14 protein-coding genes are annotated in these 16004 nt (G+C 52.1%); 6 read left to right on the top strand and 8 right to left on the bottom strand.

All coding sequences use genetic code 11. The features are described 5' to 3' along the window. Nucleotides 1-195: 195 nt before the first annotated feature. From DU000_RS01470 to DU000_RS01460, 3 genes are read left to right on the top strand one after another with little or no spacing between them, the layout of a single operon-like run. Nucleotides 196-804, top strand: a complete 609-nt coding sequence (locus DU000_RS01470) for a GbsR/MarR family transcriptional regulator (protein ID WP_114401579.1) — start codon at nucleotides 196-198, stop codon at nucleotides 802-804. A 12-nt stretch (nucleotides 805-816) separates the two neighbouring features. Continuing rightward, a complete protein-coding gene (locus tag DU000_RS01465; RefSeq protein WP_114401578.1) occupies nucleotides 817-2154 on the top strand; it encodes a cytochrome ubiquinol oxidase subunit I in 1338 nt (445 codons plus the stop codon). After that, nucleotides 2141-3169, top strand: coding sequence for a cytochrome d ubiquinol oxidase subunit II (locus DU000_RS01460; protein WP_114401577.1), 1029 nt, complete (start codon nucleotides 2141-2143; stop codon nucleotides 3167-3169). Before DU000_RS01465 ends, DU000_RS01460 begins: the two co-directional genes overlap by 14 nt. Nucleotides 3170-3191: 22 nt before the next feature. Here the strand turns inward: DU000_RS01460 and clpB are convergent, their stop codons facing one another. The 8 genes from clpB to mobB all read right to left on the bottom strand — a co-directional run bounded on the left by clpB (nucleotide 3192) and on the right by mobB (nucleotide 12816). Beyond that, complete coding sequence (gene clpB / locus DU000_RS01455) at nucleotides 3192-5777, bottom strand: ATP-dependent chaperone ClpB (protein WP_114401576.1); 2586 nt, start codon at nucleotides 5775-5777, stop codon at nucleotides 3192-3194. A gap of 157 nt (nucleotides 5778-5934) precedes the next feature. Next, on the bottom strand, nucleotides 5935-8694 hold the full coding sequence (locus DU000_RS01450) for a sensor histidine kinase (protein ID WP_114401575.1): 2760 nt from the start codon (nucleotides 8692-8694) through the stop codon (nucleotides 5935-5937). 6 nt (nucleotides 8695-8700) lie between these two features. Beyond that, a complete protein-coding gene (locus tag DU000_RS01445; protein ID WP_205073994.1) occupies nucleotides 8701-9537 on the bottom strand; it encodes an ABC transporter substrate-binding protein in 837 nt (278 codons plus the stop codon). A gap of 105 nt (nucleotides 9538-9642) precedes the next feature. Next, nucleotides 9643-10023, bottom strand: coding sequence for a fluoride efflux transporter CrcB (crcB, locus tag DU000_RS01440; RefSeq protein WP_114401574.1), 381 nt, complete (start codon nucleotides 10021-10023; stop codon nucleotides 9643-9645). Further along, nucleotides 10023-10520, bottom strand: a complete 498-nt coding sequence (locus tag DU000_RS01435) for a molybdenum cofactor biosynthesis protein MoaE (RefSeq protein ID WP_114401573.1) — start codon at nucleotides 10518-10520, stop codon at nucleotides 10023-10025. The genes crcB and DU000_RS01435 overlap by 1 nt, the downstream gene beginning before the upstream one ends. 152 nt (nucleotides 10521-10672) lie before the next feature. Next, nucleotides 10673-10927 carry a molybdopterin converting factor subunit 1 gene (gene moaD / locus DU000_RS01430; protein WP_114401572.1) on the bottom strand — a complete coding sequence of 85 codons (255 nt, stop codon included), beginning with the start codon at nucleotides 10925-10927 and terminating at the stop codon, nucleotides 10673-10675. Between the two features lie 15 nt (nucleotides 10928-10942). Continuing rightward, nucleotides 10943-12208, bottom strand: coding sequence for a molybdopterin molybdotransferase MoeA (locus tag DU000_RS01425; protein WP_192878426.1), 1266 nt, complete (start codon nucleotides 12206-12208; stop codon nucleotides 10943-10945). A 2-nt stretch (nucleotides 12209-12210) separates the two neighbouring features. Beyond that, complete coding sequence (gene mobB, locus DU000_RS01420; protein ID WP_338049452.1) at nucleotides 12211-12816, bottom strand: molybdopterin-guanine dinucleotide biosynthesis protein B; 606 nt, start codon at nucleotides 12814-12816, stop codon at nucleotides 12211-12213. Nucleotides 12817-12975: 159 nt separating this feature from the next. Here mobB and DU000_RS01415 point away from each other — a divergent pair, with 159 nt between their 5' ends. Genes DU000_RS01415 through DU000_RS01405 form a run of 3 tightly spaced genes read left to right on the top strand, consistent with a single transcriptional unit; the run spans nucleotide 12976 to nucleotide 15966 of the window. Further along, on the top strand, nucleotides 12976-15024 hold the full coding sequence (locus DU000_RS01415; RefSeq protein ID WP_114401571.1) for a ribonucleoside triphosphate reductase: 2049 nt from the start codon (nucleotides 12976-12978) through the stop codon (nucleotides 15022-15024). Nucleotides 15025-15040: 16 nt separating this feature from the next. Next, nucleotides 15041-15259 (top strand): anaerobic ribonucleoside-triphosphate reductase, encoded by a 219-nt coding sequence (gene nrdD / locus DU000_RS13055; RefSeq protein WP_420812094.1) that lies wholly within the window; start codon nucleotides 15041-15043, stop codon nucleotides 15257-15259. Beyond that, complete coding sequence (locus DU000_RS01405; RefSeq protein ID WP_114401569.1) at nucleotides 15247-15966, top strand: anaerobic ribonucleoside-triphosphate reductase activating protein; 720 nt, start codon at nucleotides 15247-15249, stop codon at nucleotides 15964-15966. Before nrdD ends, DU000_RS01405 begins: the two co-directional genes overlap by 13 nt. Nucleotides 15967-16004: the final 38 nt, after the last annotated feature.

The raw sequence follows: 16004 nt of genomic DNA, 5'->3' as shown, positions 1-16004 counted from the left end.
AGTTATTCGCTAGTCAACATCAGACGATAGCCTACCCCGATTTCTGTTAACGCTCCAGAACCCTGCTTGCGGATAGCGTTGTCTGCCCTTTGTAACGCAATAACCTTAAGAAAACCAAGGGTATCGCTTCCTGCCCGATACGAAAAAAATACAATATGCTATATTTTCAGTAATTCCTGAAAATTCAATAAATTTATGAACCTAAATCCACTCGCCCGTGATTTTGTCCTGCATTTCGGTGAAATGGGTAACCGCTGGGGCATTAACCGTACGGTTGGTCAAATCTACGCCCTGATTTTCATTTCACCCCAGCCGATCAATGCCGATGACATTGCCGAGCAACTCGGCTTTTCACGTTCCAATGTCAGTATGGGATTAAAGGAGCTGGGGTCGTGGGGCATCCTGCGGTTGCAACACTTACCGGGTGACCGGCGTGAATATTTCAGTACCCCAGGGGATGTTTGGGAAATCTTTCGTATCCTCGCGGAACAACGGCGTAAGCGCGAAATTGACCCAACGCTATCCATGCTGCGCGGGGCACTCATGGAGCCGCCCAAAGACAACGATGAAGCCTATGCCCAACAGCGCATGCATGACATGTATGAGCTAATTGAGCTGCTCACCACTTGGTTTAATGAAGTGCAAAAAATGGAAAAGAGTACGCTGATTAAACTCATGCAAATGGGCAGCACAGTGCAAAAACTCGTCGCGGGTGCTGAGCGACTTTTGCCCAACCTACGCAGCAAAAAGACCACGACCGAAACGCTGGAAAAAGCACGTAAACCTACCGCCCGTAAAGCTTAGTGAGCCTTAACCATGGACGCCCTACTCCTCGCCCGAATTCAATTCGCCGCCAATATCTCCTTTCATATTCTTTTCCCCACTATTTCGATTGGCCTTGGTTGGCTGCTGTTTTACTTCAAGTGGCAACACCTCAAAACCAAGTTGCCACACTGGCAAGAAGCCTACTTGTTTTGGGTGAAAATTTTTGCCCTGACCTTTGCGCTGGGCGTAGTGAGCGGTATCACCATGAGCTTTCAATTTGGGACGAACTGGCCAGGCTTCATGAAAACCGTCGGCAATATTGCCGGCCCACTGTTGGCTTACGAAGTGCTCACCGCCTTCTTTTTAGAAGCCACTTTCCTTGGCATCATGCTCTTTGGACAACAACGGGTGAGCGCGCGCGTGCATTTACTCGCCACCTTTCTCGTCGCCTTTGGCACTACCATCAGTGCATTCTGGATATTGGCGCTTAACTCGTGGATGCATACACCCTCAGGTTATGTCGTGCGAGAAGGGGTAGCGCATGTGCTGGACTGGTGGCAAGTCATCTTTAATCCCTCACTCCCCTATCGCTTGACTCATATGTTATTGGCTTCTGGGCTCACCGTGGCTTTTCTGGTTGCGGGCATTTCTGCCTGGCGCAAGTTACGGGGTGATCAAAGCCAGGCCGTTCACATCACCCTCAAAACCAGTCTCTGGTTGGCTGCCTGTCTGATCCCGATTCAAATTTTGGTCGGCGATCTACATGGCCTGAATACACTGAAATACCAACCCGCCAAAATCGCTGCCATTGAAGCGGTATGGGAAACAGAGCGCGGCGCTCCCTTGGTGTTATTTGCTATTCCAAACAGCGAAACCCGACAAAATGATTTTGCAATCAGTATTCCCAAACTCGCCAGTCTGATTCTGACCCACGATGCCAATGGCCTGATTCAAGGGCTGGATAACTTTGCCGATGCCCCCCCGGTCAAACCGCTTTTCTACGGCTTCCGCATAATGGTTGGTGTAGGCGTGCTCATGCTGCTGGCCAGCTGGTTTGGCGTATGGCAACTTTGGCGACAAGGGGTCAACGCACTTTCTTGTCGCTACATGTGGCTATTAGTTGGAATGACCTTCTCTGGTTGGGTAGCAACCCTAGCAGGTTGGTATGTCACTGAAATTGGTCGCCAGCCTTATTTGGTTTATGGGCTACTGCGCACCGCAGAGGCAGCCTCAACAGTTAGTCAAGGAAATATAGCGCTATCACTGGTGCTCTATCTCACTTTGTATGCTGTGCTGATTGTTGCTTATATCAAAGCCGTGTTCTATCTTGCCAAAAAAGCCATCCCTGCCACTTCCACACCCAGCGAGGTCCCCTATGATTCCCAATGATCTTAGCTTAGCGGCCAACTGGTTACCCTTAGTGTTTTATGTGCTGCTGGGTCTTTCACTGCTGATCTACGTGATTTTAGATGGCTATGACCTCGGCGTGGGTATCTTACTCAAGCAAGTTCGCATTGAAGAAAAAGACTTAATGATTGCCTCGATTGGGCCCTTCTGGGATGCCAATGAAACCTGGCTCGTACTCGCGGTTGGCATTCTGCTGGTCGCCTTCCCCGTTGCGCATGGCTTGATATTGGGTTGGCTCTACTTGCCCACCGTCTTATTGCTGATTGGCTTGATTTTGCGTGGCGTGGCATTTGATTTTCGTGTCAAAGCCCACGCCGCGGCGCAGCCGTTATGGAACGATGTATTCTGGGCGGGCTCGTTACTCGCCGCACTCAGCCAGGGCTATATGCTGGGTTTAACGATCTTGGGCTTTGCCGAAGGTTGGGCTGCGCATCTCTTTGCCCTCATGATTGGGGTGTGTCTGGCCGCGGGATATAGCCTGCTGGGTGCAACCTGGCTCATCATGAAAACCGAGGGCGCGTTGCAACTCAAAGCCGTCAAATGGGCACGCCATAGCCTCAGCCTCACCGCATTGGGCGTCTTGGCGGTGTCTATCGCCACCCCCTTCCTCAGCCAACGCGTACTGGAGAAATGGTTTACCTTACCCTGGTTAGTCTTGTTACTGCCCATTCCGATCATCACCCTCATTTTGTTTTTGGTGATTGCCCGCAGCTTGGCGCGCTTACCCTCACGACTCGCAAACGAAAACCAATACGGCATTTGGGTGCCTTTCGCCGCCAGCGTGGGTATTTTTATACTCGCCTTTTATGGTTTGGCTTACAGCATTTTTCCCTTCTTAATCATTGAAAAGATGACGCTATGGGAAGCCGCCAGCAGTGAGGCGGCCTTGCGTGTCATCCTCTATGGCGTAGTGATTGTGTTGCCCGCTATTATTGGCTACACGATTTTTGCCTATCGGATTTTTTGGGGGAAAGTCACCACCCTGCGTTACGACTAAGGTAACACAGGGCTTGATACGGCTAATGCACCACCCGCCCGAAGCTGAACTCGCCGTTGATGTAATCGACGGGAATCACATCATTTGGCCCGAACTTGCCTTCGAGGATTAGCTTGGCCACTGGGTTTTCGATTTGCTGTTGAATCGCACGCTTGAGTGGCCGCGCGCCAAACAGGGGATCGAACCCAACCTTGGCAATTTCTGCCAGTGCCGCATCGCTGACTTGAAGCGTCATTTCCTTGGCCGCCAACCGTTGCTCTAAGCCGCGCAACTGAATCCGCGCAATCGAGGCAATGTGATCGCTGCCGAGGGCGTGGAACACCACCACCTCATCAATGCGGTTAATAAATTCAGGGCGGAAATGCTGCTTCACTTCACCCATGACCGCTTCTTTAATCAGGCCGTAATCTTGCCCAACCATGCGCTGGATTTCATGCGCACCGAGGTTAGAGGTCATCACCACCACGGTGTTTTTAAAGTCCACGGTGCGGCCTTGGCCATCCGTTAAACGGCCATCGTCCAGCACTTGCAGCAAAACGTTAAACACATCGGGATGCGCCTTTTCAACCTCGTCCAACAAAATCACACTGTACGGCTTGCGGCGTACTGCTTCGGTCAAATAACCACCTTCGTCGTAACCCACATAGCCGGGGGGCGCACCGATCAAGCGGCTGACGCTATGTTTTTCCATAAACTCGCTCATGTCCACCCGAATGAGATGCTCTTCGCTATCAAACAGGAAATTCGCCAGCGCCTTACACAGCTCGGTTTTACCCACACCCGTCGGGCCGAGAAAGAGGAAGGAGCCATAGGGCTTGTTGGGATCAGACAATCCGGCGCGTGAACGGCGAATGGCGTCCGACACCAGCGTGACGGCTTCATCTTGTCCGACCACACGCTCATGCAGCTTGCCTTCCATGTGCAGGAGTTTTTCGCGCTCGCCTTGCATCATTTTAGACACCGGAATCCCCGTGGCACGGCTAACCACTTCGGCAATTTCTTCCGCACCGACTTCGGTGCGCAGCAAGCGCGGTTTCTCTACCGTGGCAGTTTGTTTGTCGGCGGATTTCAACCGGGCCTCTAACTCCGGTAATTTGCCATATTGCAGCTCAGAAGCTTTTTGCCAATCGCCTTTGCGTTTGTAATCTTCGATTTGCACTTTTACCTTGTCGATTTCTTCTTTAATCGACTGGCTACCTTGCACCGTGGCTTTTTCAGCTTTCCAGATTTCTTCAAGGTCGGCGTATTCCCGCTCTAGGCGAGCGATTTCTTCTTCAATTAAACCTAGGCGTTTTTGTGAAGCATCGTCCTTTTCACGTTTCACGGCTTCGCGCTCAATCTTTAGTTGAATCAAACGGCGATCCAGTTTATCCATGCTCTCGGGCTTGGAATCAATTTCCATTTTGATGCGTGCGGCCGCTTCGTCGATCAGGTCAATCGCCTTATCGGGCAAGAAGCGGTCGGTAATGTAGCGGTGTGAGAGTTCGGCCGCGGCAACAATCGCCGGGTCGGTAATATCCACGCCGTGGTGGAGTTCGTATTTTTCTTGTAGGCCGCGCAGAATCGCAATGGTGCTTTCTACCGTGGGTTCGCCCACGAGCACTTTTTGGAAACGGCGTTCTAGGGCAGCGTCTTTTTCAATGTATTTGCGGTATTCATCAAGCGTGGTCGCGCCAATACAGTGCAATTCGCCACGCGAGAGCGCGGGTTTGAGCATGTTGCCTGCATCAATCGCGCCCTCAGCTTTACCGGCACCGACCATGGTGTGAATTTCGTCGATAAAGACAATGGTTTGCCCTTCGTCTTGTGCGACTTCTTTCAACACGGCTTTCAGGCGTTCTTCAAACTCGCCGCGATATTTTGCACCTGCGAGTAAACCCGCCATATCCAGCACCAAGATACGTTTGTTTTTCAAACTCTCGGGGACTTCGCCATTCACAATCCGTTGCGCCAGGCCTTCCACAATCGCGGTCTTACCCACGCCGGGCTCGCCAATCAACACGGGATTGTTTTTACTGCGGCGTTGCAGAATTTGGATTGCACGGCGGATTTCATCATCGCGCCCAATCACCGGGTCAAGCTTGCCCTGACGAGCGCGGTCGGTCAGATCAATACAATATTTTTTCAGGGCCTCGCGATTGCCCTCGCCTTCTTGCGAGTTCACGCTTTGGTTACCACGTACGGCTTGCACCGCTGTGTCCAGCGCCTTGCGGGTGAGGCCGCATTCGCGTGCGAGCTGTCCCGCCGTGCCCTTATCATCCGCCACCGCGAGCAAAAACATCTCGCTGGCAATAAATTGATCGCCACGCTTTTGGGCTTCTTTATCCGCCTGATTCAATAAACCCAACAAGTCACGGCCAATTTGCACTTGACCATCAGTGCCACTCACCTGCGGCAGGCGCCGAATGGCCGCTTCCAGCTCGCCACTGAGTTTTTGCACATTGGCCCCGGCCCGCGCCAGGAGCGAGCGCGCCGCGCCATCTTCCTGCTTGAGCAAGGCCAGCAATAGGTGAACGGGTTCGATATATTGATTGTCATTGCCCACGGCCAAGCTTTGGCCATCGGCAATCGCTTCTTGAAATTTCGTCGTTAGTTTGTCGATTCGCATGATGACTCCTCATAATCTAATGCTATAGATATAGGGATCACCACGTCACTTTCAAGCACCTAGATTTGCGCTAGGTCAAATGGGCTGTGTCAAAGTAGCCATGCTGAGTTTATGGCGCTAGCGGGCGCACAAGGCAAAACGAGGAACACCATACTGATTAAAGGGCGAGCGGTAAGCGCACCACGAAGCAAGCCCCAGTGGCGACCTGTGGGCGCGACTCGGCATAAATGATGCCACCATGCGCCTGCACAATTTCGCGGCAAATCGGTAAGCCCAGCCCCGTTCCGCCAGCGCCAGCGCCAGACTTGGTTTTACTCGACTGCACAAACTTATCAAAAATACTTTCCATTTCTGCTGCTGGAATACCCCCACCGGTGTCTTGAACCGTCATTTCCCAGATCCGCTGCATTGCAGGCAAGGTTTGTGTCTGGGTGTCATTCAAGGTGGTTCTGACCTGAACCGGCTGGGCAGACTGCATGCTGCCGGTCACGGTGATATAGATAGTCCCCGCTTCGGGCGTGAATTTGATGGCGTTTGAAAGCAGATTACGAATCACTTGCATAATTCGGGCGGCATCAGCGTACAGCGCGGCCGGAATCGGGGTAAAAGAAATCGTTAAATGTTTGGCTTGGATTAATGCTGAAAGCTCTTGCAGCACTTCCTGAATCAGCTCAGAGAGATCGGTATTGGTTTTATGCATCTCCATTTTTCCGGCCTCAAGCTTGGAAAGATCAAGCAAATCATTCAGCAAGCGTAATAAACGGCTGCCGCTCGTATGAATGTTATTGAAGTAATGCGCTAGCTTGGCCGGCTCAATCTGCGTCACTTTTTCTGCGCCCAATTTCGCGAACGACAAAATAGCGTGCATCGGGGTTCGTAACTCATGCGACATATTGGCTAAAAATTCAGATTTAGCGCGGTTCGCTGCATCGGCTTTATTCGCCGTTGCTTGTAATTCCAAGGTTTTCGCTTCAACCAGCTCCGCCAAGCGGTCGCGATGTGCTGCTAACTCCTGTTCCGCAATTTTTTGTGCATGGATATCGGTAATCACCCCCGACATCAAACGCTGGCCGGTATTGGGATCAAAGGTCGTTTGACCACGCACACGAAACCACCGGTATTCGCCATTGGCATGACGGTAACGAACATCAAAACGACCTCGTCCACGCTGCACAAAGTGTTCCTGAATATTGCGTTCATAATCTACCACATCGTCAGGACACACCACTTCAGCTAAAAAATCTTTGCGGTCAGTGGGTAAGCTGTGTCCCTCCATGCCCAGCAATTGCAAATAGCGGGGTGAGTAATAGACTTCGCCAGTATCCAGGTTAGTTTCCCACAGACCATCATTCGCGCCACTCAAGGCCCGTGCAAGGCGGCCACTGATGCTTTTCAGTTTTTCTTCATCGGCTTGCTGGCGGCTAATATCGCGCAGCATAATTAAATAAGTGACCTGCCCAAACTGGGCATGGCTGTCTGCAAAGTCACTGATTCTGATTTCGACCGGTAACGAACTGCCATCTCGCCGGGAAACAATAAGCTGGGTTTTCTTGGCTTGAGCAAGCAAAGTTGAAGGCTGACCCAGCACAGCAATCAGCGGGTTTTGCCAAGTATCCCAAAAACTTTCGTCTTTATTTAAGTCGCGTGGCTGGCTATTCACAAAACGAGACTTGCCATGCAGGTGCCAATATTCTGTCCACTCAGCGATGTATTCATTCATCGTATGCCCGACTGGCGTCATCCCTGTCTGTCCTTCGAGCATAGCGGTCGAGGCTGAGTTAGCCTGAATGATTTCACCGCAATCATTCAGAATCAAAATCGCATCGGGCACGGTTTCCAACACGGTATTTAGCCGTGCTTCGCGATCCTGCAAGCGCCGATAGGTTTTCCGCATGATGTCGCGTTGACGCTCCTGCCGGCGCTGGGCACGAACGATCAGGCCGCCGACCAGCAGTAAAAAGAAACACACCAGTGCCCCTGCAAACAAGGTAAATGTTTCACGGCTTTCTAACTCGTGGTGTGCTGATTGCCAATCGAGTTGTGTAATCACCATCAAAGGAAAATTCTTTAAGAGGCGATAGGCAACCACATCTCCTGATTCAGGCAAGACAAATACACCGTGCTCTTTTGGCAGGAGTGTTTTGAAAATTTTTTCATGATGTGCCAGAAACGCTTGCGGTGGTCGCTGTGCTTGCCGATTCACTTGAGCGCTAAATAACCAATGTTGATTAATCCGCCACAACTCGGTGTATGAATTAGGGTCATCTAAGATCTGTTGCTGATAATTGGCAACCGCATCCAGATTCAGCAAAGCAATCCAGTAACCCTGTGGGTCTTCTAGCACCAGGGGCAGAAAGGTCGGTAGCCGGGGCGAACGAATCGGCTCTAGAATGGGCATGCCATCGACAAGATCACGGCCCGCCCACGCATACTCAATTCGTAAGGCATCGTACTGATCGACGGGACTAGCGGGCGTACGGATTAACGCACTCAGTTGATCTGGCTTGAGCTGCTTGCCTTGACTACGCTCACTGGTTGACGCCAACACCAATCCTTCTTTGGTGACAAACGCCAGCGAACGCAAATGGGGACCGGTGCGTAAACCTTCATTCATCAAGCCTTTTAGCCAAGTGGCATAGGCTGGGTTTGAACTTTCCAGTGCCGCCTGTTGGCGATAGGCCTGTGACTGCGCCACCAGAAAACGCAACAGCTGTTCCTTGCGCTTTAACATGGCGTTTAGCTGCTCTTCAAACACCCGTGTATACGCAGTCGCCTGCTTGATTCGATCTTTTTGAAAGTCGTCGCGATTGCGTTTGATGTCGTAGCCAATCGCGCTAATCACCAACGCCACAAAGATCAGACTACAAATGGCAGCCCAAGTACTTAGAGGAATTTTTTTGAGCGATAGCCGCGACATAGGTGATTATTTTTTATCAGACACCGCTATTCGTTCCAGTTTGTAACGACGGGCAATCGCAAGGAGCCGGCCATCGTTTTTCGTGGCGAGTAAAAATTGATTGATACGGTTCAACCAGCGCTGATCTCCCGGTGTTTTAACCTTGGCGATAGCATAGGCATAATTGGTAATAAAAAATGGCTTACTCGGCCCCAGCAAGGCGGCCCAGTCGGCGTTGTCTAATACCTTCCGACTATACGGATAATCGGTAATAAACACATCAATCCGCCCTGCTTCCAACTCTTGCTCTCGCGTTTTCGGCGCATAGATCAATTCGATTTGCGCTTGCCGTAGCGCTTTACGCATAACCGGCTCCATCACAGTGCCCCCCATTATTCCCACCACCACATCGGGTTTGTCAATATCGTCCCATTGTGTCACCGTGGGGTGGCTCTTGGTTGTCACCGCATAAAAATCGCTCTTGAGATAAGGCTCGCTGAAACTCAGTTTTTCCAACCGGGCTTCAGTGATTGCAACCCCATGCATCGCAATGTCACATTGATCGCCCACCAGATTATCCATCAGAGCCGCAAACGAGCTATTGACAAAGGTCAGCTCCACGCCCAAGTCTTTTGCAAATTGCTGCGCCATATCAATGTCGAAACCATTAAGCTGGCCCGTGCGCGGATTACGAAAGGTGATGCTGTAGTAGTCTGGCCAAATACAAACCCGCAGCGATTTTTGCTGCAGGATGCGGCTCAGGCGGTCGGGTGAATTTGCCCAAGCCGAATTTGAAAACCAGCAGGCCCCGGTCAATAGCGTGACCAAGACCAACATACGGATGACTAAACCAGGAACTTGCATGATGCCTAACCTAAACCGAGATTAGGCATATATCGGCAAAAATGGCTAAGGCTTAAGCAATGAAGCGGCCATCTCAATCAAAATAGATAAACCCAGTGCAAAGGCCTAGATAAAGCGTTGCGCGCTCAGCCAGCCTAAATAGGTGGCAAAAAGGGATGCCAGCACGTGAGCCAGCATATGAACGCCAGCGGCAATCCAGCGCCCTTCTTGCCAGTGTTGAAAGTTTTCGGCCGAGAAGGTTGAAAAAGTGGTCAATCCTCCCAAAAAACCGGTGATGATGAGTAAACGCCACGCCGGATTCAGCTCAGGCAGGGTGCTCAGCCCAGCAGCTGCCAGGCCTATCAGGTAGCCACCGATCAGGTTGGCCAACCAGGTGCCCAGCGGCACCGTTGCTCCAGCACTATTCAGCACCAACCCCAACCACCAGCGCAACCAAGCCCCAAGGGCAGCGCCTACTCCAACCGCCAAGAAACCCAGTGGGCTCATCATGATCCTTTCTGTTCGGGTGCGGCATTTGAGCCGACAGAGCGCCAGCGCGCCGTGGCAGCCTCATCACTGGCTTTGGCTTCGACCCAGCGTGTGCCTTGCGCGGTTTGCTCTTTCTTCCAAAACGGCGCGGTCGTTTTAAGGGTATCCATGATGAATTCACAGGCCGCAAATGCCGCCGCCCGGTGGCTGCTGGCGACCAACACCAACACAATCTGCGCTTGCGGCAAGAGGGTGCCAATGCGGTGAATGATCCGCACATTCAAAAGCGGCCAACGCGCACGGGCGTCGGCTTCAATTTTGCTCAAGGCTTTTTCCGTCATGCCGGGGTAGTGTTCCAACTCCAGCGTATTCACCACATCACCGTCATTCAAATCCCGCGCTAAACCGATAAAGCTTGCAATCGCGCCGATTTTGCCGGGGTCAGCGCAGCCTGCCCGCAGGGCTTGCAGCTCGACGTTTACATCAAAATCGTTGGTTTGAATTGAAATCGTCATAAATATTAATTACTACAACACAATATGATTCCAGCAAGAAATCAGAGCAAGAACAACGCGACTAGCAACTTCACGCACAGATAGTACCTAAATGTACAGCGAGCATGAAGTTGCGCTGTCAACACAGTTATTGCTTTGATTTCAAACTGGAATCAGCCGCCGGTTACCGGGGGAAAAAAAGCAATCTCATCTCCTGCTTGTAGCGGATGCGTAAACGGCACTTGCTCTTGGTTCACCGCGCAGCGTAGTTGCGGATTGGCCAGCGCACTTTGCCAAGGTTCACCACGTGTTTGCAGGTGAGCTTTGAGCGCCTGCACCGTCGCCAACTCGGCGGTATGCGGCACACGCTCTTCGGCACAATTCAGGGCTTCACGCAGGCTGGCAAAATATTTGATCGTGAGCGTCATTTCGATTTATCCAACTTAGTTCACCAAGGCCGAGAGCGGAATAAAGCGCACCAAGTCACCGGGGGCAATCGTTTGGCTGGGCGCGTTATCCACCAAGCCCTCCGCCCAGGCGCAGGAAGTCAGCACCCCACTTTTTTGGTTGGGGAAGAGTTCGACTTGACCGTTTTGATTGATACGCGCACGTAGAAATTCACGCCGCTTATCGGCCTTGGGCCACGCAAAGGCGGCTGAGAGCGGCAAGCCCGTGGGCTGTACGTTCTGCACCCCCATTCGCCGCAGCAAATACGGCCGCGCAAAGAGCAAGAAGGTGACATACGCCGAGACTGGATTCCCCGGCAAACCAATGAAGGCAGCCTGATGGGCGGTGCTGGCAGGGTGTTTTGTGATTTTGCCAAAGGCCAGCGGCTTACCGGGCTTGACCGCAATCGCCCATAAGTCCAGCTCGCCGCAGGCTTGTACGGCGGCTTTCACATGATCTTCTTCGCCCACCGAAACGCCACCCGCCGTGATAATCACCTCATGTTCAGCAGCCGCCCGTTCGAGCATGGCTTGAGTTTGCGCCAAGTTATCGCGCACGATGCCGTAGTCGGTCACCACACAGCCCAAGCGCTCTAACAAAGGCCGCAAAAAATAACGATTCGAGTTATAAATCGCGCCCTCAGGGAGCGGTTCGCCCGGTGTCACCAATTCATCGCCCGTAAAAAATATCGCCACACGCAAGGCCGCACGCACAGGGACTTGCGCAATCCCGACCGAAGCTAGCAGCCCCACATCCGCCGCGCTTAAACGCTGCCCCGCTGAAAACAAACATTGGCCGTGCTGAATATCTTCCCCCACCGCGCGAATGTTTTCTTGTGGCTGCGGCACGGTTTCAAAATTTACACCCGCCTCCGTCACCACCGCCCGCTCTTGCATGATCACAGCATCCGCCCCCACTGGGATCGGCGCACCCGTAAAAATCCGCGCCACCGTCCCCGCCGCTAAAGGCTGCGGTACTTGCCCTGCCGCAATCCGCTGGCTAATTGGCAAGGCTTGCCCACTGGCCACATCGACAATCCTCACTGCATAGCCATCCATCGCCGAATTGGCATGGGGTGGTACCGCACAGGGAGCGTAAATATTTTGCGCCACCACGCGGCCCGCCGCGTGTTCCAGCGCCACCGTTTCTAGCGCAGGTAACGGCAAAGCACTCGCCGCAGCCAGCAGCGTATCCAGCGCATCATCCACCGAACGTAAAGCGGGCTTGATAGTGGTAGCGGCAGTAGCATCGTTAGTCGGCATGGTCATTTGTGTAGTCCCAAGCGTTGCAGAATAAATGCCGCCACTTCGGCGGGTTCATCCAGATTTAAGTAGTGCGGCACTTTTTTGGCAAAGGCCTCCTGGCCCAGTGTACTCGCCACCGCAATCACACGGCTATCCGCAGGGTATAGCAGTGGCTCCAACTTGCGCGTGATTTCAATTTTAGGAATTTGGGCAAACTTAAAACCTTCTACCAGCACCAAATCGCACGGCGCTAATAAATCGAGTTGCTCTTCCAGTGTGGGGGGCGGATGTAATTCATCCAGCTCATTGATATGCACCCAACGCTTCGGAGCGACCAGCAACACCTGCTGCGCCCCCGCCTTACGATGCCGCCAGGTATCTTTAGCTTTGCCGTCGATGGGTTTATCTACATCCACATCTTTGTGGGTGTGTTTAATCAGCGCCACCCGCAAGCCCCGCGTACATAGCAAGGGCAACATGGCTTCGATGAGAGTGGTTTTGCCCGAGCCGCTGTAACCAACGATCCCGAGTACATGGGGGCAACGCATAGTGTGCTCTGAATGAATGGAATGCAACAGATTATACGAGTGATTACTGACAACCCGATATGTCCAGCTTATCTGCAAAAGAACTAGTTCTTTATGGGGAGATTAAAACCACTTTGTTTTTTGGATTATCAGGTAGATCAAACAAATCGGCTTTTCTAAATCGAACATCCTAAACCATCTTGAAAACCCTACATTTAGTATCTAGCATTGATTTCACACACTAAATATAGGAAAACCATGTTTAACCCTCTCATTCAAAAACGCAGTGGCTTGACCCGCCCGTATGAGCGGACCCGCATTACCCATGCCCTAACTCGCGCAGGGCAAGCCACTCAGGAATTTGGCCCCACTGAGGCCGAACGCCTGAGCACGCTAGTGGAGTCTGCGTTACAGATACAGCAGGCAGGGTGCTACCACGTTGAACATATTCAAGACCACGTTGAAACCGCACTCATCCAAGCAGGCTATCTACGTACCGCCCGTGCCTATATCGCTTACCGTTTTCAGCATCAAACCCGGCGCGATGACCAACGCTGCTTGGTGGATGTGGAACGCGCAGTCAATGAATATCTGTCACAAGACGATTGGCGCGTGAAAGCCAATGCCAATCAAGGCTACTCATTGGGCGGATTAATTCTGAATATATCGGGCAAGGTGATTGCTAATTATTGGCTCAACCATATTTATCCACCCGCGATTGGGGCCGCCCATCGTGATGCGGATTTACATATTCATGACCTCGACATGCTATCTGGCTACTGTGCTGGATGGTCGCTGCGAACCTTATTGCATGAAGGCTTGAATGGCGTACCAGGGCGGGTTGAAGCGGGTCCCCCCAAACATTTATCAAGCGCGATTGGGCAAATCGTCAATTTTCTGGGCACGCTTCAAAATGAATGGGCTGGCGCGCAAGCGTTCAGTTCATTCGACACGTATCTAGCGCCCTACATCCGGCAGGATCAGCTCAGCTATCCGCAGGTCAAACAAGCGATGCAGGAACTGATTTACAACCTGAATGTGCCCTCGCGCTGGGGAACTCAAACACCCTTTACCAATCTCACGTTTGATTGGGTCTGCCCCGCTGATTTACGCGAGCAGGTACCCGTAATAGCGCGTCAGGAAATGCCTTTCTGCTATGGTGATCTGCAAGCGGAAATGGACATGATTAACCAAGCTTATTTAGAAGTCATGATGGATGGGGATACCCAAGGCCGTGTATTTACCTTTCCAATCCCAACCTATAACATCACCCCCGATTTTGACTGGGAACATCCCAATACCGAGCGGCTCTTTGAAATGACGGCGAAATATGGCCTGCCTTACTTCCAAAATTTTTTAAATTCGGATTTACAGCCGCACATGATTCGCTCGATGTGCTGCCGCTTACAACTGGATTTGCGCGAGCTACTCAAACGCGGTAACGGGCTTTTTGGCTCGGCGGAACAAACCGGTTCGCTCGGTGTCGTAACCCTCAATTGCGCCCGCCTGGGTTATCGCTACGCACAGGATTGGATGGGCTTACTACAGGCCGTTGATCATCTACTCGATTTAGCCAGCCAGAGTTTAGAAATCAAACGCAAAGTCATACAGGGTTATATGGATCAGGGCTTATTTCCCTACACCAAGCGCTACCTCGGCACCTTACGTAATCACTTCTCCACCATCGGGGTCAATGGCATTAATGAGATGCTACGCAACTTTAGTCATGATGCCTATGACATTACCCATCCAACGGGTAAGCAATACGCCTTGGCTCTGCTCGACCATATTCGCCAACGTTTAACGGACTTTCAAGAACGTACCGGACATTTGTACAACCTCGAAGCCACGCCCGCCGAAGGGACAACATACCGCTTTGCCAAAGAAGATAAACAACGTTACCCCGATATTTTGCAGGCGGGCACCAACACGCACCCGTATTACACCAACTCCTCCCAGTTGCCGGTTGGCTATACCGCTGATCCATTTCAAGCGCTCACGGAACAGGATGAATTACAGCGTAAATACACCGGCGGTACGGTACTACACCTGTATATGGGCGAAGCCCTGCCCTCCGCCAGCAGTTGTAAAACTTTAGTCAAACGCGCTCTCTCACGCTTCCGCTTACCGTATTTGACCATCACGCCCACGTTTTCCATTTGCCCGACGCATGGTTATTTATCAGGCCAGCATGAATATTGCCCCAAGTGTGATGAACAGCTACTCGCTGAATATCAACACACATCCCCTACCCCCGTTTCACCCCTACCAACCAAGGAGCCTCAGGATGCACACACAAACTGTTAATCCCTCTGTTTCTACTATCAACACATTGCCCGCAGCCTATCAAGCACGGCGCCAGCGCTGTGAGGTCTGGACGCGCGTGATGGGCTATCACCGTCCCGTCAGCGCCTTCAATATCGGGAAACAAGGAGAATTCGCCGAGCGTCAGTATTTTGTGGCACCCACACTAAGCGCATCGCATTCCGTGCCTGCGCCAATGGCGTCCGCAGCACAGGCTGTAGACTCATGTTGCGTATAGGCGGCTTCGAGCCCTTTAGTACACTGGACTACCCTGGTTTACTGAGTGCCGTGGTGTTTATCCAGGGCTGCCCATGGCGCTGCCACTATTGTCACAACCCCGCTTTACAGCCGCGCCAGATCACGCTGTCATCACCTAGCAATTGGCAGCAAGCCAGCTTAAAACTGAAGTGGTCAGACATCGTCGACATACTCCGCCAACGTCAGGGTTGCCTAGATGCCGTGGTTTTCAGCGGCGGCGAACCCACTCTGGAAGGCCACCTCTCTCACGCCATCCAAGCTGTGAAAGACCTTGGATTGCGTGTGGGTTTACATACCGCAGGCATCTACCCAGAAAGACTAGCAGCACTCCTCCCATTGCTGGATTGGGTCGGCCTGGATATTAAAACCTGCCACGCGGATTATCCACGCCTCACACAACGCCGACAAAGCGGTACGCAGGCTTTTCAGTCGCTAAGCCACGTTTTATCGAGTGGGATTGACTACGAAATAAGAACCACGCTGGATCCCAGTTTACTGGAAGCACAGCGTTTGCAATGTTTGCTAGAAGAATTAACCGATGCCAGGGTTAAACATTACGTTTGGCAATGTGGCCGCTCCAACGGATGGCCTAGTTCTTCCGATGGATTGCCAGAAGCCGCCCGCAGCGTATTAAATCAATTCACGCAGGCCCCGTTTTATCGCACCTTGCAAATACGAGGCAACTAATTACCCATTACCGCATCACGATTAAATACTGGAGTCCC

The organism is Parvibium lacunae (genome assembly GCF_003335215.1).
In the GTDB taxonomy this organism is placed as follows: domain Bacteria; phylum Pseudomonadota; class Gammaproteobacteria; order Burkholderiales; family Burkholderiaceae_D; genus Parvibium; species Parvibium lacunae.
This window is presented reverse-complemented; position numbering and strand designations above follow the sequence as displayed.